General features: G+C 66.1%; 14 protein-coding genes. 2 read left to right on the top strand and 12 right to left on the bottom strand.

Translation table 11 applies throughout. From position 1 onward, the window contains the following. Positions 1-25 precede the first annotated feature (25 nt). The 4 genes from WDX12_RS23575 to WDX12_RS23560 all read right to left on the bottom strand — a co-directional run bounded on the left by WDX12_RS23575 (position 26) and on the right by WDX12_RS23560 (position 3,613). Entirely contained in the window at positions 26-1,234 is a 1,209-nt protein-coding gene (locus WDX12_RS23575) for an amidohydrolase family protein (RefSeq protein ID WP_434722209.1), read from the bottom strand. Between the two features lie 296 nt (positions 1,235-1,530). Continuing rightward, positions 1,531-1,986, bottom strand: a complete 456-nt coding sequence (locus tag WDX12_RS23570) for a GFA family protein (protein ID WP_434722208.1) — start codon at positions 1,984-1,986, stop codon at positions 1,531-1,533. Positions 1,987-2,069: 83 nt separating this feature from the next. Further along, entirely contained in the window at positions 2,070-2,624 is a 555-nt protein-coding gene (locus WDX12_RS23565; protein WP_434722207.1) for an isochorismatase family protein, read from the bottom strand. A gap of 80 nt (positions 2,625-2,704) precedes the next feature. Next, entirely contained in the window at positions 2,705-3,613 is a 909-nt protein-coding gene (locus WDX12_RS23560; protein ID WP_320298433.1) for a LysR family transcriptional regulator, read from the bottom strand. A 99-nt stretch (positions 3,614-3,712) separates the two neighbouring features. Between WDX12_RS23560 and WDX12_RS23555 the strand changes: the two genes are divergently transcribed. Then, positions 3,713-4,951, top strand: a complete 1,239-nt coding sequence (locus tag WDX12_RS23555) for an MFS transporter (RefSeq protein WP_434722206.1) — start codon at positions 3,713-3,715, stop codon at positions 4,949-4,951. A gap of 223 nt (positions 4,952-5,174) precedes the next feature. Here WDX12_RS23555 and WDX12_RS23550 read toward each other — a convergent pair whose 3' ends face one another. Then, on the bottom strand, positions 5,175-7,175 hold the full coding sequence (locus tag WDX12_RS23550) for an amidase (RefSeq protein WP_434722205.1): 2,001 nt from the start codon (positions 7,173-7,175) through the stop codon (positions 5,175-5,177). Positions 7,176-7,444: 269 nt separating this feature from the next. Then, positions 7,445-9,037, bottom strand: coding sequence for a WD40 repeat domain-containing protein (locus tag WDX12_RS23545; RefSeq protein ID WP_434722204.1), 1,593 nt, complete (start codon positions 9,035-9,037; stop codon positions 7,445-7,447). A gap of 282 nt (positions 9,038-9,319) precedes the next feature. Here WDX12_RS23545 and WDX12_RS23540 point away from each other — a divergent pair, with 282 nt between their 5' ends. Further along, complete coding sequence (locus tag WDX12_RS23540; RefSeq protein ID WP_434722203.1) at positions 9,320-9,412, top strand: putative RiPP precursor; 93 nt, start codon at positions 9,320-9,322, stop codon at positions 9,410-9,412. Between the two features lie 216 nt (positions 9,413-9,628). Here the strand turns inward: WDX12_RS23540 and WDX12_RS23535 are convergent, their stop codons facing one another. The 6 genes from WDX12_RS23535 to ligD all read right to left on the bottom strand — a co-directional run bounded on the left by WDX12_RS23535 (position 9,629) and on the right by ligD (position 17,792). Then, complete coding sequence (locus tag WDX12_RS23535; RefSeq protein ID WP_434722202.1) at positions 9,629-10,819, bottom strand: SdrD B-like domain-containing protein; 1,191 nt, start codon at positions 10,817-10,819, stop codon at positions 9,629-9,631. A gap of 174 nt (positions 10,820-10,993) precedes the next feature. Continuing rightward, on the bottom strand, positions 10,994-11,767 hold the full coding sequence (gene xth / locus WDX12_RS23530) for an exodeoxyribonuclease III (RefSeq protein ID WP_434722201.1): 774 nt from the start codon (positions 11,765-11,767) through the stop codon (positions 10,994-10,996). Between the two features lie 167 nt (positions 11,768-11,934). After that, a complete protein-coding gene (locus tag WDX12_RS23525; protein ID WP_434722200.1) occupies positions 11,935-12,588 on the bottom strand; it encodes an alpha/beta hydrolase family protein in 654 nt (217 codons plus the stop codon). 192 nt (positions 12,589-12,780) lie between these two features. Beyond that, positions 12,781-13,887 carry a tetratricopeptide repeat protein gene (locus WDX12_RS23520; protein ID WP_434725697.1) on the bottom strand — a complete coding sequence of 369 codons (1,107 nt, stop codon included), beginning with the start codon at positions 13,885-13,887 and terminating at the stop codon, positions 12,781-12,783. 17 nt (positions 13,888-13,904) lie between these two features. Beyond that, positions 13,905-14,816 (bottom strand): Ku protein, encoded by a 912-nt coding sequence (locus tag WDX12_RS23515; protein ID WP_434722199.1) that lies wholly within the window; start codon positions 14,814-14,816, stop codon positions 13,905-13,907. A gap of 477 nt (positions 14,817-15,293) precedes the next feature. After that, on the bottom strand, positions 15,294-17,792 hold the full coding sequence (ligD, locus tag WDX12_RS23510) for a DNA ligase D (RefSeq protein WP_434722198.1): 2,499 nt from the start codon (positions 17,790-17,792) through the stop codon (positions 15,294-15,296). Positions 17,793-17,939: the final 147 nt, after the last annotated feature.

Below are 17,939 nucleotides of genomic sequence, written 5' to 3'. Positions count from 1 at the left end.
CTGTTTTCTCCGCGCCGACCGTCGCTTACCTGATCATTCGACCGTCCCGCGCCACTTCCCTGCCCGCCCGATACACAGCGCGATCCTTCGGCACCGCCACCACTGCTTCCGGGACATGCTCGGCCTTCAGCGCGACGAAATCCGCCTTGGCGCCAACGGCGATCCCGTAGTCTTCGAGCCCCAGTGCCTTCGCGCCGGCACGGCTCACCACGTCATAAGCGGCTTCCAGTTCCCAATCCTCGTAGAAGCCGGAGCGGTAGCCGATCATGTTGGCGCGGTTGAGCATGTCGCCATCGCCATAAGGCCACCAGGAATCGCGGATGTTGTCGGAACCGGCAAAGACCGTGACGCCCGCCTTGCGCAGCGCCGCCACCGGCGGGAAAGGATGATCGCCGGGCGCATTGGTCATGATGGCGACGCCGGCGGCGGCGATCCGCTCGCCGGCGCCGGCCAACGCATCGGCCGAGACGTCGCCCAGCCCGTAGGCGTGGCTGACGACGACTTTTCCCTGCATGCCCGATGCCGTGGTCCGGGCGACGATCTCCTCGATCTCGAACAGGCCGAGCGTGCCGCGGTCATGCAGGTGGATGTCGACGCCGGCGCCATGCTTTTCGGCCAGGCCGAAGACGACATCGAGATGGCCCTTTACATCGCGGTCGAAGCTAGCCGGGTCGAGCCCGCCGATCAGATCGCAGCCGAGCTTGAGCGCTTCGTCAAGCAGCTCCGCGGTGCCTGGCGAGGACAGGATGCCGCTCTGCGGGAAGGCGACGAGCTGGATGTCGATCAGGTCGCGGTATTTCTCCCGCACGCCGAGGATCGTCTCGACATGCTTCAGCCCAACCGCGGCATCGACCATGACATGGCTGCGCATGGCGAGGCTGCCATTGCCGACGCAGAGCTCGAGCTGGTTTTTCGCCCGCTCTTCCATCGGCGCGGCCCGCTTGAGGTTGCGCATCTGGAAGGCGACCCGCTCGCGCACGTCAAACCCATTGGTGCAGGGAATGTGCGGGCGCCAGGCATCGCCATAGAACGAGGTGTCGAGATGGATATGGCCCTCGACGAAAGCCGGCAGCACGAGCTGACCGGCGAGGTCGATCGCGCCGACCGGCGGGGTCGCCGCATTGGCGGCCGGAGTGATGGCGCTGAAGCGGCCCCCGGCGACGGCGAGGTCAGCGACCGTGCTGTCGGCAAGCCTGGCGTTGAGAAAATGAGTCTCGTTCACGATGCAATCCATTGAAAAGGAAAGCGTCAGTCGTCGCCGGTCGGGCGGACGAGGTCAATGCGGCAAGGGATAGAAAGTGTTTCGCCCTTGCCTTCTCCTCCGTGTGCAGGAAGGCAAGTGCAACCACCGCCATATACCGTTTTCGCGGAAGTTTCAGCAGGCGGCAAATGTGCCATGGTGAAGTCTGCGGTATGAGGCCGCCTTGGTCGGCGCGGACGCCCAAGCACATCCCCAACAATGCGCCCCCAACGGCCGCGTCGACCATGAACGGAAATGCCAACGGCGACCTTGCCCAGGTCGCCGTTTTTTTACCCCTGCGCCCCGGCGTATTCGGCGACCAGCGGCTCATATTCCTCGAAGGAAGGCAGCGCCGCGTAGCTGTGCACGGCCGCCGTCGCCGCCCAGGGCAATTTCTCGGCCGTCCAGGTCTCGATGAAGGGCGTGAACCAGGCATGATCGTCGAGCATGGTCGGGCGCAGGTTGACGAACCAGTCGATCCCTTCGGGCCGGGTGAACATCCAGGTCATGCAGTGGCCGCAGAAATAGTGTTTCGACGCGCCATGCAGGCCGCCGATCACCGGCTCGCCCTTGGTCACCTCGAAACCTTCCGACGGGATTGCCGCGCTCAGCGAATAGGCGCTGGACGACATCGACTGGCAGCCGGTGCAATGGCAGGCCATGGTGAGCAAGGGTTTCGCCGAAATCTTCAGACGCACGCGGCCGCAGCGGCAGCCTCCTTCGGCGGGCAGGGAAAGCGTTGGCAAGATGGGGCTCCTTGGGTTGGCGTTCTCCGGATCGAGACTTCACTGACATGTCTGCGGGACAGCGCGCGAAGGAATGCGGCCCTTCAACCCTTGCTTGTCAGCTCCGCCGTCGTCGTCATCCGCGCGCCCTGCCCCTCGAAGACCTCATTGTGGCGGGCGATGATGTCGGGTGCCTTCTCCTTGTCGCTGTCCAGAGTCGAATGCGCGTCGGAGACCACAGTGACCCCCAAGCCCTCGGCAAAGGCGCCCTTGACAGTGGCGGCGACGCAGAAATCGGTCTGGGCGCCGATGAGCACGACGTCCTTCGCGCCCTGCCCTGTTACCCATCGGGCGAGCTCGGGATTGGAGAAGGCGTTGCCGACGCTCTTGCCGAAGGTCGGCTCGTCGGCCGCCTGGCCAAGCAGCGGCCAGACCGGCCAGCCGGAGGCGCCCGGCGCCAGCGGGTCGCCCTCCGGCCCGTCATGGCGCACGAACGCCACCTTGCGGCCCGAATGCCGCGCCCAGTCGATCAGCCTGCGAGTGCGTTCGGCTATTGTGTCGGCGTCATGGATCGGCGGATCGAAACGGCCGTCGAACATGCCGGTCTGCAGGTCGATGACGATGAGCGGCGCCGCGGCGGAGGGGACTGTATCTGGCATGGCGCGAAGATAGCGTGGGCGGGGGATGGGTCAAGGCAGCACGACCGCCCTCTTCTGCTCTTGCAGGAGAAGGAGAAGCCCTACGACATCAGCGGCATCGGCCCCTTCAGCGCCTCGGCCAGCGCATCGCGGAAGACCGCGATCGGGCGCGCCAACCTTCCGGCCGGCGGGCGGTGCAGCAGCCAGCAGCGCACCCGCGGCTTGAAGCCGGGGCAATCGACCACCTCGACCGCGTCGCGCCATTGGCTGCCCGACAGCGCGCCGGGCGTGACGACTCCGATGCCGTGGCCGCGCGCCACCAGCGACATTCTCAGATCGGCGCCCTGTGCCTCGACACCGATATGGAACGGCAGCCGGGCCACCTCGAAGCGATGGCGGATGAAGGCGCGGAAGCCGCAGCCGGTTTCGTTGAGCACCCAGGGGTAGCGAGCAAGATCGTTGAGCTCAGCCGGCTTCGGCACGCCAAGGCCGGGCGAAGCGACAAGAAGCACCGCCTGCACGCCGAGATCGTCGCCGACGAGTTCCGGCGGCGGCGCGACACCCTCGGCAAGGCAGACCGCGACCGCGTCGATCTCGCTGCGCAGCACCTGCTCCACTAGGCGCGGCGACAGGCTGGAGGTGATCTTCAGCGTCAGTTGCGGGAAGGCTGCACGCAAGCTGTCGAGCGGCTCGGACAGCGCGCTGGTCGACAGATAAGGCATGATGCCGAGGCGGAACTCGCCCCTCACCTCGCCGGCCGGCGACACTCCAGCCTTCAGATCCTCCAGCGAGCGCAGCACGCGGCGGCCATGCTCATAGGCCTCGCGGCCCGATGCCGTTGGTTTGAGCGGCTTCGACTGACGGTCGAGCAAAGGCGTCGCCAGTTGCTCCTCGAGGTTCTGCACCCGGCGCGTCACGCCGGGCTGGGTGAGGTTGAGCCTAGCCGAAGCACCGACGATGGAGCCTGTTTCGACGACGGCGACGAAGGCTTCGAGGTCATGGATGTTCATGCGCAACTCGCATAATCATTATCGGAACATTTCAATTGTAGCATTATGATCGTTCCGAATAAAGTCCTGCTTGAATATGCGGACAGCGAGGAGGTTTTGATGCACGGCACACACAACGCGCAACTGGCGGAACGGCCAAGCGAAATCGGCGGCACCATCACCCGGTCCCAGACGCTGTTGTTCGCGGCCTCGGTCGGCATCATCGTCACCAATTTGTTCGCTCCGCAGACGCTGGTCGGGCTGATCGGCCCATCGCTCGGCGCCGCGGCATCGGAGAGCGGCCTCGTCTCGATGGCCACGCTTCTCGGCTATGCCGCCGGGCTGTTCTTCCTGGTGCCGCTGTCGGACCTGGTCGAGAACCGCACGCTGGTGCTGCGCATGCTGTGCGCGGCCGCGCTCGCCGCGGCGGTCGCTTCATTCGCGCCGTCCGCCGCCTCGCTGCTTGCCGTGCTGTTCGTGCTCGGCGCCGCCTGTTCCTGCATCCAGGTGCTGGTGCCGGTGGCCGCCTCGATGGCGCCGCCGGGACAGGAAGGGCGCGTCATCGGCGACGTGATGAGCGGACTGATGATCGGTATCCTACTCTCGCGTCCGATCGCCAGCCTCGTCGCCGACGCTTTCGGCTGGCGCGCCTTCTACGGTATCAGCGCCGCGGCACTGGCGTTGCTTGCCGTCCTGCTCGGCCTGACGCTGCCGAGGCGGCGGCCGCCGGCGCATGCGAACTATGCGAGGCTGATTGCCTCGCTTGTCGGACTTTTGGGCCGGGAGCCGGTGCTGCGCAGGCGCGCCTTCACGGCGAGCCTAGTGATGGCGGCCTTCAGCGTGTTCTGGACGGCGGTGGCGCTGCGCCTCTCGGCCCCGCCCTTCGATCTCGGCCAGAAAGGTATTGCCCTGTTCGCACTGGTCGGCGCCGGGGGTGCGGCGGTGACGCCGATCTTCGGCCGCGCCGGCGACCGCGGTTTTACGCGCCCGGCCACGATCCTCTGCCATCTCGCGCTGATCGCGGCGCTCGGCCTCGCCGCCTGGGCCGGCGCGGGGGACGACGCGGCCGGGGCCGGCGGCGCATGGCTGTCCCTCATCTTCATGGGCACGAGCGCCGTGCTGCTCGATATCGGCGTCACCGGCGACCAGACGCTGGGCCGCCGCGCGGTCAACCTGCTGCAGCCGAAGGCGCGCGGCCGCATCAACGGGCTGTTCGTCGGCATCTTCTTCATCGGCGGCGCGATTGGCTCGCTGCTGGCCGGCATTGCCTGGGCCTGGGGCGGCTGGAACGCGGTGTGCGCGGTTGGGGCGCTGTTCGGGTTCATCGCGCTGGCGGTCGACCTAAAGCAGGTCGCGTGAAAAAGGATTCACGCGACCTGCTTTAAGTTTTTGATTTTAAGCATGTCTTTGTCCCGAAACCGGGCCCACTTTCGGGAGACATGCTTTAGCAGGCGGCACGGAGCAGCAGCAGCCGCTCAGGCGTTGCTCGGATCGGCGACGCATTGCGGGATCGAGCGAGTGGCGGCGATCAGCTTGCCGTGCACTCGGAAGTGCGTCGCTCTGCCAGATCGGCAGTAGCCTGTCAGCCGATGCCGCCGGTGATTATAAAGGTTCCCTTGCAGCGCCCGTCAGGCAGGCGCGCAATGGCCGTGACGATCGAGCCATAGGCGCCGCGCCAGACGCTGTGGAAGCCCTGATGCGTCGATGCCGGCACGACCACCCGGCCGGTGTGGCGATTGCCGCCCGCCCGCATGAGGACGGGCTCGCCATTGACGTGAATTTGCACGGCGGCCGGCTCGTTCGCCTCGACGTCCAACACGATCGCGATCTCGTCGGTGTCGCCGGATCGCGTCGTCTGAGCGGCCAGCGCCAGCGTGAGCGGTGCATCGCCAACACGACCCGCCAGGCCCCTGCCCTCGAACACATCATCGGCCAGCGCCGGCGTGCGCGGCGGAACGGTGCGGCGCCTTGTGGCGCGCTCATAGTCGCCGGCGATCGCCAGCAACGCCACGTCGTCATAGGCCTTGCCGGCGAAGGTGAGGCCGACCGGCATGCCGATATCGGCCATCGTTCCCATCGGCACCGTCACGGTCGGGATGCCGAGATGGCGCCAGACCAGATTGCCGTTGGCGACCCAGGTGCCGTTGCACCAGGCGAGCCTGGCCGAGGCCTCGTCAACATCGGCATCGGCCGGGCCGACATCAGCGACCGCCGGCAGCACCACGGCCTCGAGCTTGTTGGCGTCAAGCCAGTCCTCGAAGTCGGCGCGGCGCGTTGCCTCCAGGCCTTTCAGGCCTGCCTCAATGCTGGGAATGTCCGAGAGCGGCGCCACGCCCCGCTTCGCCCGCTCGACATATTGCGCCAGATCGAAATCGGCCTCGCCGTAACGATCGCGCAACGTGCCCGGCGGCTGCGGGAAGATCTTTGCGCCGTCGACCGAAGCAAGATCGGGGATTGCCGGATCGGCATTGGCGCGCAGGAAATCGTCCCAGGACCAGATGGACAGGTCCCAGATCTCGCGCTCGGCGAATTCCGACGGCACCAAACCGCGATCGACCATCGACAGCGCGCCCGCACGATCGCGCTCGTAGTTGGAGACGACGGGGAAATCGACCTCGATCACTTCGGCGCCGAGCGCATCGAGATCGCGCGCCGCCTGCCGCCAGAGCTCCAGCACCGAAGCGCGGGTCTCGATGGGGCGTTCGGCGCCTTCATCTTTACCGATATACATTTTCGGCACGCCAAGCCGCTTGCCCTTCAGCGCACCTTGCAGCGCGAGACCGGTGTAGCTCACGGGCCTCAGCGCTGAAGCTTTCGGGATCTCCACCCAAGGCTGAACGCGCCAGAAATCGCCGCGCGTCTCGGCATCGTCGGCGACGATGACGTCGAGCAGTTCCAACATGTCGGGAACGGTGCGTGTATGCGGCACCACCACATCCATGGTCGGCACCAGCGGCCAGTTGCCGCGCACCGAGATCACGCCGCGCGAGGGCGTGTAGGCGACCAAGGCATTGTTGGAAGCCGGCGCGCGGCCGGACGACCAGGTTTCCTCGCCGAGCCCGAAGGCGGCAAAGGACGCGGCGGTCGCGGTGCCCGAACCGTTGGACGAGCCCGAAGCGAAGGCGGCGGTGAGGAAATCCTCGTTGTAGGGGCTCTCGGCGCGGCCATAGACGCCGCGCTGCATGCCGCCATTGGCCATCGGCGGCATGTTGGTGAGGCCAATCAGCACCGCGCCCGCCACGCGCAGGCGGGCGATGGTGAAGGCGTCTTGCGTGGCCACCAGATGCTCGAAGGCCGGAGAGCCGGCCGCCACCGTCAGCCCCTTGGCTTTGTAGCTGTCCTTGGCGGTGTATGGGATGCCGTCGAGCGGTCCGAGCGTTTTGTTTTGGCTGCGGCGCCGGTCGGAGGCTTCGGCCTCCGCGAACATGTTCGGGTTGAGGATGGGCACAGCGTTGAGCGCGATGCCATGGCGGTCGTAATGCGCGATGCGCCGCAGATACGCGCCGACCAGTTCGACGCTGGTGACGGTGCCCTCCTCCAGCGCGCGGCGCAGATCAGCGATCGAGGCTTCGACTATGTTCATCGGCTGGCGCCTCCTTGTCAGTGACCACGCGTCCGAAACGGCGCAATCGCGAAGGCTGCGTTCCTTCACACCCCCCTCTGCCCTGCCGGGCATCTCCCCCGCAAGGGGGGAGATCGATGTCGCGATCGCTTTCGCCAATTGTCGGCCTTGCAGCACAATGGCAGCGCGCGGAAGCTGCTGATCTCCCCCCTTGCGGGGGAGATGGCCGGCAGGCCAGAGGGGGGTGCTGTCCCGCCGACCTATCCTGTCAGCAAACTATCGCAACATCCTCACTCTGGTGCCCCCGCAAACAGCACCTTGCCGTCCCCTCCCGCCGCCGGCCAGTCGCGGATGGTGCGGTCGATGCCGCCGGTCAAAAGCGTGCCGTCGGCGGCGAAGGCGACGGAGTACATCGGCCCGGTGCCGGGATCGAATTCGGCGATCTCGTCGCCCGTATCCATGTTCCAGATCCGCGCCGTACCGTCGAGCGAGACGGAGCCGAGCCGCTTGCCGTCGGCCGACAAGGCGAGCGCGTAGACCGTGCCGGAATGGCCGTCGAAGCGGCGCACTTCCCTGAAGCTGTCGAGGTCCCAGAGCTTGATCGTGTAATCGCCGCTGCCGGTCACCGCATGGTGGCCGTCGGCCAGGAAGGCCGCGCCATAGGCGCCGCGGTCGTGGCCGTGCCAGCTGCGCAGCTGTTTTCCCGCGACGATGTCCCACAGCTTCAGCTCGCCGTCGATGCTGCCCGTGAGCGCCCTGGTGCCGTCGGGCGAGATGGCGACGGAGCTCACCGACCAATCGTGGCCCGGCAGCACATGCAGCACGGCACCCTTCTCCAGGTCCCACACAACCACGGACCCGGTGTCGTGACCGCTGACGGCGCGCTTGCCGTCCGGGCTGATCTTCAGTTGCCTGACGCCGCCATTCGCCCCTGAAGCGAAGACATGCAGCACGGCGCCGTCGGACAACTGGCGCAGCACGATCTCGCCATCGTCGCCGGCGGTGAGCGCGGTCTTGCCGTCAGGCATGAAGAGCGCGCTGCGCGCCATGTCCTTGTGCTCACCCAGATCGCGGATCAGCCGCTTGCCGTCGATGTCCCACAGCTTGATCATGCGGTCGGTGCTTGCGCTCATGATCTCGTGGCCGTCGGCCGACACCGCCAGCCAGACGACGGCATCGCGGTGGCCTTCGGGCGCGGTCGGCTGGGCCGGAGGCGCCGGTGGAGGCGGCGCCACCGTCTGCGGCGGCGTTGCGGGCGCGAGCGCCGTCTGCTCGGTCGACAGGACGGGCTGTGCCGGTTGGGCAGGCTGCGGCGCCGCGGGCGCGGCGGCGGCCGGCGCAGGCTGGACGGGAGCCGCAACCGGCTCGGGCAGCGCAGGCGTCGCGACCTCTTCCTGTGTGGGTACGACCGGCTCGGCGCTCGCCTCGGGCACGATTGGCTTTGTGCTCACTTCCGGCGTGGTTGGTCTTGTACTCGCCTCCGGCTCGGCAGGCCGAAGCGCCGGCGCGGTGGCGATTTCCTTCGTCGGCTCGCTAGCAGGCTCCTGGGTCCGCCACGAGCCGAACTGGTCGGCGACGATGACGAGCAAGGCCAAAAGCGGCAAAGCGAGCGCGATGCCGCGCAGCCGCGGATGGCCGGCCGGCGCGATCTCGGCGTCGCGGCCGAACAAAGGGGCGGCCGGATCGTGCCTGGCGGCGCCCGGCAACAGGCCGGTGAGGAAAAGCAACCCGGCAAGGACCGACAGCACGCCGGCCGCGCCGAAGATTTCCAGGCGCGCCGGCGCCGACGGCTTGCCGCCCAGCGCCGGATAGAGCTTGGCGAAGCAGGCAATGCCAATGACCAGCATCGCCAGCGCCAGCAGCCTCTCGGTCGATCTCTTCATCGGTCTCCCCCCGCCTCGCCGCCCCGCTCCCTTGCAGCGTGGCAGCAAGCCGGCCCCGGCATCTTAGCCGAGCTTGCGGCCAAGGCTAAGTGCAAGACCTCACACAGCTTCGCCAGACGATATCCTCCGCGCCCGGTACCGGCTTGCGCGGACATCCACTATTGGGCGGCGGTCATGTCAGTAGAACGCCATCCCCAGGAACAGAGCGGCCCGCCTGGCCGTTTGCTTGACAGGAACTGCTGGTATGAGATTATCAGTTCGGATTTCGAGGGGAGCAATCACATGAAGAAGACTTACGAGAAGCCGGTTTTCGTCCGCAAGGGCAAGCTCTCGATGGTCGTAGCGAGCCTATCGCTTGCCAACGGCGCCGCATGAAGAAGGCCTACGAGAAGCCGACGTTGATCAAGAAGGACCGGCTCTCCGCCGTGACCGCGGTGGCCCAAGGCGCTTCCACCCCTTGATCCCGTCGCGCGATTCCGGACCGAAGCCTACGGCGAAGTCGCAGAGCCCAATCGCTACACGCTGTTCCTGAAATTGTTCCTGCCGGCAGGCCCGCCGTGTCAGGTGGCGGCCATGGTCCACCGGGCGGCATCAAAGCGCGAGCATGAGATCATCCAGCACGGCCTGCCAGTGATGGTTGGTGGAGATACGCACGCGTGTCACCGCCTCCAGCATCGGCGCGTAGTGGACCGGCGCCAGCGCCGACAGCGTGACCTCGTCGCTGGCGATCAGCTCTTCCCTGAGCCAGCTTTCGACCAGCGCCACCTCGCCTTCCGAGGCCAGCCAGGCCGCGGCCAGCATCACCGAATGGAAGCCGAAGGGCGCGGCGCGGCCGAACTCGGCCGGATGGCCGCTGCTGGTATAGGCGATGTAGGCGCCCGACACATTGCCGTTGACGTAGCCTTCGCTGTTCGGGGTGTGGTCGCGCGACATGGCGTTGAGATTGCGCCAGTCGAGCCCGGCGTGGCCCGACGGCACCTTGCACAGGCCGCGCGGGGTTATGTCGTCGAAGCCGATCGCATTGAGCGCCTCGTCGGGCGCGAGCGAGCCCTGCGCCAGCAGGCCCAGATCGACCGGATAGGCCGACAGCTTCAGCCTTCGGTCCAGCCCCGAACCGGCAATGACGACTTCATCGGCATCGACGCGCAACGGGAAGCGGAAGGCCGCGTCCGCGGGCAGCGCGTGGCTTTCAAGCAATTGACCCTTGCCCATGACCGACAGCGTGGCGCCCGTTGCGGCCGGCGTCCTGCCGTTCACCGTCCGCCCCGGCGCGAGGCCGACCGGCTTCGGCAAGCCCTCGCCGACGAGGCCGACCATCGAGCCTGGCGCATCCGAGATGCGCACCGCCTGGTCGTGGTTGGCGCTGCTGGCGCGCCAGCCGGGCGGCACCGATACCGAAAAGCGATAGTTGCCGGGCCTGTGGATCGCCGCGCTGCGGCGCTTCGACGACATCGCGAAATTGGCGAAACCGGCGGCGTTGCTGCGCGCCGAGGCAACGAAAGTGCCGCGCTCGTCATAGAGCCGCACCGCGATGCCCGCCATCGGCCGGTCGGCTTGGCCATAGGTGCCGTCGCCGTCGACGTCCATGTAGACGAAGGACGAGAAGTTGAGCTTGCCGGACGTCGGCGCCCAATGGGCGCGCGGCGCATAGTCGACCGTCGGATCGGGATTGCCGCGCGCCCTGCGGCGCTTGCGTCGCCGGCGCAGCGCGATCGCGATGAGGGCTGCGGCGCCGGCAAGGACGAGGGCCGAGATCAGGGCGACGAGGACGGTATCAGCCATGATGGGCGGGCGATGGCTGCAGACCGATGTTCAAGACCACGAGCATGAACCCCTCCAAGTTTTCAGCAGATTAGCGTTGGACATTGATGCCGCAAGTCATTGTGATGAATTGCGATGCCAGCAGGACAGAGGGGGCGCGAAGGAACGCCGGCCTGGACGTTCTTCGCGAAAACCTCACCCCAACTCCACCCATACCGGCGCATGATCGCTGGGATTGTCCCCGCCCCGCAATTCGCGGTCGATGCCTGCCGCTTTCAGTTTTCGGGCCAGCTTCTTCGACAGCAATATGTGGTCGAGCCTGAGGCCCGCGTCGCGCGGCCAGCGGTTCCGGCGATAGTCCCAGAAGGTGTAGAGTTTTTCTTCGTTGGGAAAAACCTTGCGCAGCGCGTCCGTCCAACCCTGCTCGATCAACGTCGCGAAGGCGGCGCGGCTTTGCGGCTGCACAAGCGCGTTGTCGTCGTAAGAGCGCGTGGCGTAGATGTCGCGCGGCTCGGGCACGATGTTGAAGTCGCCGGCCAGCACCACCGGCAGGCCGGTGTCGAGCAGTTGCTCCGCATGCGCTGCGAAGCGCTCGTGCCAGGCGAGCTTGTAGTCGAATTTCGGCCCCGGCTGCGGATTGCCGTTCGGCGCGTAGAGGCAGGCGATGACGACGCCGTCGACCGCAGCCTCGATGTAGCGGGCCTGGCGGTCGGCATCGTCGCCGGGTAGCGCGTCGCGCGTCAGGACAGGCTCGGCGCCCTTTGCCAGGATAGCAACGCCGTTCCAGGTCGGCTCGCCCTTCCACACCGCGCCGTAACCGGCATTCGCCAGCCTGGTCAGCGGGAACTGCGTGTCGCGGGATTTGAGTTCCTGCAGGCAGACGACGTCGGGGTTGGCCGTGGCGAGCCAAGCCAGCAGGTTTTCCAGCCGGCTGTTGATGTTGTTGATGTTGAAGGTGGCGAGTTTCATTTGCCGAAGCGGTCTCTCGCTTCGTCATCCTCGGGCTTGACCCGAGGATCCATGCCGTGACGCATGCCGTGGGGTTCGGCAATGCAGAATTCTGAAACGCTGCAGCGCTCGTATGTAACGGCATGGATTCCAGGGTCTGCGCGCGTCGCTTCGCTCCTTGCTCCGCCCTAGAATGACGAAGCCGATGGCTGGGCCAGCTTGGCCTTTATCGTCTCCGCCACGGTCTTCAGATGATCCGCCGTCGAAAAGCCCGAGATCGCCTTGCGCGGTTTCAGATCGTGGTCGCCGTCTTCCAGCCAGATCACCTCTATTGCCGGGGAGAGACCGTAGGTCGCGACCTCGTCCCTGGTGCCGAACTCGTCGCGGGTACCCTGGAAGATCAGCGTCGGCGTCTTCAGGTCGATCAGATGCTTCGTGCGCAATTGCTCGGGCTTGCCCGGCGGATGGAAGGGATAACCCAGACAGACCAGACCGTCGGTCTCGCCCTTGGCAAACATCTCATCGGCGACCATGGAAGCGACGCGACCGCCCATCGACTTGCCGCCGATGATGAGCTTGCCGGTCACGCCCTTGGCGCGAAGGTCGGCGATCGCCTTGATGTATTCCGGGTTCACCGTCTCGGCGCGCGGCGGCGGCTTGCGGTGGCCGTAGCGGCGCGCCGCCATGTAGTGGAATTCGAAACGCGCGACCTGGAAGCCTGCCGCCGCGAGCGCCTTGGCCGTGGCGGTCATGGAAGGCGAATCCATTGACGCGCCGGCGCCATGGGCGAGCAGGATGGTGACGGGGGCGGTGTCAAAGCCGTCGAAGAGGAAGGTGGTCATGAGACGGCCCCCACGGAAAGGCCGAGTTCCTTCGCACCCCCCTCTGGCCTGCCGGCCATCTCCCCCGCAAGGGGGGAGATTGGCAGCTTCGGCGCCGCGCCTAATCTCCTACGCTGGCGATTAGCGAAAGCCGACGCGACAATTGATCTCCCCCCTTGCGGGGGAGATGGCCGGCAGGCCAGAGGGGGGTGCTCAAGCGCGAACATCTCTCTCTCCCGCCATGTGTAAATCCACGAACTGTATGCCTTTCTGCGCAGTCCGCGCCCATTCGGAATCCGCATCGAGCTCCAGATAGCGCGACCACAGCCGCCTAGCCTCACTGAGATTACCCGCATCGAATTCCAGCCGCGCCAGGTTGAACACCGGATCTGCGTAATCCTTGTCCAGCGCCATCGCCTTCTGCAGATGCCGACGCGCCGACGCGACCTTGCCCTCGTCACTCATCAGCCCGGCAAGGTTGAACCAGGCTTCGACGAAGCCCGGATCGAGCTTGATCGCCCGGGCATAGTCATGCGCGGCTTCGGCAGCCCGGCCGGCGCCGCGCAGGCAATTGGCGCGGTTGAAGGCGGCAATCGCATCCTTGGGATCGATCGCCAGGCAGCGCTGATAGAGGGCGGCGGCATCGTCGTGGCGCCCCTCCTCTTCCGCGGCTTCAGCCTCGGCGAAGAGTCCTTCCAGCGTGTCGTCTTCCGGCGAGCCGAGGTCGAACAAAAGCTGCCCGTCGAGCTCGCTCCTGCCCTCGTCGAGATAGATCGCGTCCGGGCGGCCATGCTGCGAGCCAAGGTTGAGCGACTTGGCGGTGAGCGAGGCGACCGGACCGGAGCGGTGCACGGAGCGCGCGATCGCACCCCACGACGCGCCGCTGGCGATCAGCCCGGCATATTTCCTTGCCAGGATCAGGTCGCGGAAGGAATAGGGTTCGGCGTCATGCTCGAAGGCGTCGAACAGCGACAGCATGTCGAGGTCGTCGCCCGCGAGCCGCGACTGGTCGATCAGCGATTGCCTGGACAGCGACGAGGCGTCGGGCGCCTTCATCAGCCCAAGCAGGCGCAGGAAACCGTTCTCGCTGGAGAGCGTGCGGCCGGCCTCGCGCTCGGACTTCGCGCGGCGCTCGATCTCGGCATCGCCGGTCCTTGTCGTCTTGGCGAGGAGCGTGCGGCCGAACACGACATGAGAGGTGCGGCGGGTGACGCCGCGCCGCAGCTCGGCGTGGCGGCGCTCGACCTCGCGCGCGGCAAGTCGCAGCGGAAAGGCGGCCAGCGCCCCGACGACGCCGAAGACGGCGCCGGGAACGATCACAGGCCCTGCATTTCCCGTCACTTCTTGCTCTTGCCGACGGCCTTCAGCAGGTTCGCCTTCAGCGGGTTCTCAGGCGCGCCGCCACCAGCAGCCGCCTTCTTGGCGGGTTTGGCCGGCGCTTCCTCGGCCTTGCTCTTCGACTTCGCCGGAGGCTTGGCCTGCTGCGACAGGCTCGCCTTAAGCGCGTCCATCAGGTTGATGACATTGCCGCGCTCGGGCGCGGCCGCGATGATCGGCTTGTGGCCCTTCAGCTTCTCGCGGATCATCGCCATCAGCGCCACTTCATAGCGATCCTCGTAATTCTTCGGATCGAAATGGGTCTGCTTCTGCTTGATCAGCGCTTCGGCGAGCTGGAGCATTTCGGGATCCGGCTTGGCGTCCGGGATATTGCCGAAATATTCAGCCGTGCCGCGCACTTCGTTGGGGTTCCTCAAGGTGCAGACGAACATGCCGTTCTCGCGCGCCCCGATCGTCACCACGCGCTCGCGGCTGGAGAGCACCAGCCGGGCAATGGCGAGCTTGCCGGACTTGCGCATCGCTTCCCGCAGCACCGCAAAGGTCTCCTCCGCCATGGCGCCATCCGGCGCCAGGTAATAGGGCGCATCCTGGTAGATGACGTCGACCTCGCCCTCGTCGACGAAGGCCTCGATGTTCATCGTGTGATTGGATTCGATCCTCACCGCGTCAAGGTCGGCGTCATCGATGATGATGTACTGCTTGTCCTCATATTCGTAGCCGCGAACCAGGTCCGAGCGCTCGACTAGGCCGAGCTCGGGATCGACCGGCTTCATGTTGATGCGATTGTGGGTCTTCTTGTGCAATTGGTTGAACGAGATGCGCTCGCTCGCGCTGGTGGCCGGATAAAGCCGGACCGGACAGCTGACGAGGCTGAGCTTGAGGTAACCTTTCCAACTTGCCCTGGGCGCCATGATGAACTCCTACGCGGCCATGTGCACTGACACTATGTTGGAGCATGGTCTTATCCATGCTCTTTGCAGCGCTTCGTCCGGAGGACGATTGAGGCTGCGGAAATCCTACACCGACCCCTAACCTTACAGCCGAATTCCTAGCGAAGTGTTCTTGGGGTTGGATCGGCGGGAGGATAGTTCAAATTGTAGGAAGCGTCGATGGAGATGGAAGGCAAGAGCTTGGCGACTAGCCGAGGCCGTCGTGCTTCGTCATTCTAGGGCGGAGCGACGCGAAGCGGAGCGTAGACCCTAGAATCCATTCCGTTACATCCATGATAGGCACCACGGTGGAGAACGAAGGCTTCGCGACACCGGATAGTTTGCACCGCCGCATCGCTTCCAGGTCACGGCATGGATTCCAGGGTCTGCGCGCGTCGCTTCGCTCCTTGCTCCGCCCTGGAATGACGAAGTCGAGGGGCTCCGGCCCTCATCCGCACGCTACCACCCCTTCTCCACCACCGGCAAATCCCTGGCCGCCTCATCGATCTCCGCCCAGGGATCGCCCGACGTCTCCAGCAATCCCGGCAGCGAGGCGTAGTTCAGGTCCTCCGGCGCATCGATCGTCTCCAGGTCGGTCCAGCTCACCGGCGTGGAGGCCGGCAGGTTGGTGCGGGCGCGCAGCGAGTAAGGAGCGGCGGAGGTGTGGCCGCGAGCGTTGCGATGGAAGTCGATGAAGATACGCTTCTTGCGGTTTTCCTTGCCCATCGTCGTGGTGAAGGTGTCGGGCGCGCTCGCGGCGAGCAAAGTGGAGATGGCGCTGCTCACCTGGTGCAGCTTCTTCCAGTTCTGCTTGCGCGTCACCGGCACGGTGATGTGGATGCCCTTGCCGCCGGAAGTCTTGGCGAAGGGCACAAGGCCGAGGCTTTCCAGCCCGCCCTTGATGTGGACGGCGGCCTCGACCACCTCGCGCCAGGAAATCCCCTCGCCCGGGTCGAGATCGAAGACGATCTGGTCGGGCTTGTCGAGTTTTGACCGGTGCGTGCCCCAGGTGTGGAACTCGACGACGCCGAATTGCGCCAGCGCCAGATAGCCCTTGGCATCCTCGACCGAGAGATAGGTTTTTGTCTCGCCCTCCGAATTGGTGCTCTCGAACACCGCCACCGAAGGCGGCATGCCGGTGAAGGCGTGGCGCTGGAAGAAACAGTCCTGCGGCTTGCCGGTTGGGCAGCGCACCAGCGACACTGGACGTCCAAGGATATGCGGCAGCATGAAATCGCCGACCAGCGCGTAATAGACGGCGATGTCGAGTTTTGTAGGCCCGGTCTTGCCGAACAGCCGCCGCTCCGGGTTCGTGACCCAGATGGTGGCAAGATCGGACTCGGCGATCAGCCGCTTGCGCTTGACCGGGACCGACGTGGTCAGCCCGCCGACATCACGCAACCCGCGAAAGACGCCATGGCGGATCGCGTCGTCGGCGGTGCGGTTCGAATAGCGGACACGGGCCGACAACAGCGGCTTCACCCAGTGCATCTCACGCATGATCTCGCGCGGGACGCCTTCGGGCGGACTGGCGCCGGCGGTCAGCCGCTCCAGCCGGGCGAGCAGATCCCGCGCCATGTCGCTGTCGAAGCCGGTGCCGACCTTGCCGCGATAGTGTAGTTCGCCATCGACGAACTCGGCCATGCCCAGCGCCGCCAACCCCTCGGCCCGGTCGGAGACGGTGTAACCGGCGATGACGAAGTCGTCCGTCTTTTGCGCCTTCACCTTGGTCCAGCTCTTGGTGCGACCGCTCATGTAGATGGCGTCGGCGCGCTTCGAGACGACGCCTTCCAGCCCAAGGTCCGAGGCTTGGTCGTAAAGCCCCTGACCGTCGCCCTCGACATGGTCGCTGTACTGGATGGCGGCGTTGGCGGCCTGGCCGGCGAGCAGCTCGGCAAGCAGGGCTTTGCGCTTCTTGAGCGGCGCCTTGCGCAGGTCCCAACCGTCGAGTTGGAGCAGGTCGAAGGCATAGAAATGCAGCTTCGAGCCGGCGCCCTCGGCCAGCGCGTCCTGCAGCAACGCGAAGCGCGAAATGCCCTTGTCGTCGAGCACCACGATCTCGCCGTCGATAATCGCCTGGCTGACCGGCAGCCGTGAAAAGGCCTGCGGGAGATCGCCATAGCGTTTGGTCCAGTCAATGCCCGCGCGGGTCATCAATCTGACCGTTCCACCCACGACATGCGCCATGGTGCGGTAGCCGTCGAATTTGATTTCGTGCAGCCAGAGCTCGCCCGTATCATCCGCAAGGCCTGTGCCGCCCGGCGGTTTCAGCGCCTGCGTGGCAAGCTGCGGCTCGATGCGGGTCGGCGGGTCGCCTTTCACAGCGCCAGGCAGCGCGCCGGGCTTCAGCGAGCCAGGCTTCGGCGGCAAGCGCTCGCGTCTCTTCGGTGGCGCCGCCAGTTCCTCGATGCGGCGGCCCGATTTCACGCTTTCCGGCCGTGCCTGCAAGATGTCGAGCTTGGTGTCGGAAGCGAGGTCGCGCTCCTTGAACAGCAGCCAGTTCTTCTTGTTCTCGTCCTCGCCGGGCTTGGGCTTCAGACGAGTCAGCATCCAGCCGCCATTGAGCTTCTGCCCGGCCAGCCGGAACTTGAAGGCGCCGGTGCGCAGGCCTTTTTCGACATCCTCCATCGGCGCCCAGGTGCCGGTGTCCCAGACGATCATCGGCCCGCCGCCATATTCGCCCACGGGAATGACGCCCTCGAAGTCGATATATTCGATCGGATGATCCTCGGTCTCGACAGCGAGGCGCTTGTCGGCCGGATTGAGCGACGGCCCGCGCGGGACGGCCCAGCTTTTCAGGACGCCGCCGACTTCGAGACGCAGGTCGTAATGATCGGCGGTTGCGTGGTGCTTGTGGACGACGAAGCGGTTGGAGCCCTCGGCGGTGGTGCCGCCGGCAGGCTCGGGAGTGCGGGAGAATTCGCGCTTGGCGCGATAGGATTTGAGGTTGGCGGGCATGGTCAGGCGCTGAAGAACGCTATGGAATACAGCGAACGCCGAGTTCCTTCGCCCCCCTCTCTGTCCTGCCGGACATCTCCCCCTCTGGGGGGGAGATTGGCAGTTCGCACGCCGGCGCTACCCTTGCTACGTCGGCGATTGGCGAAA

Origin of the sequence: Mesorhizobium sp. RIZ17 (assembly GCF_051127865.1) — a bacterium.
In the GTDB taxonomy this organism is placed as follows: Bacteria; Pseudomonadota; Alphaproteobacteria; order Rhizobiales; family Rhizobiaceae; genus Mesorhizobium; species Mesorhizobium humile.
This window is presented reverse-complemented; position numbering and strand designations above follow the sequence as displayed.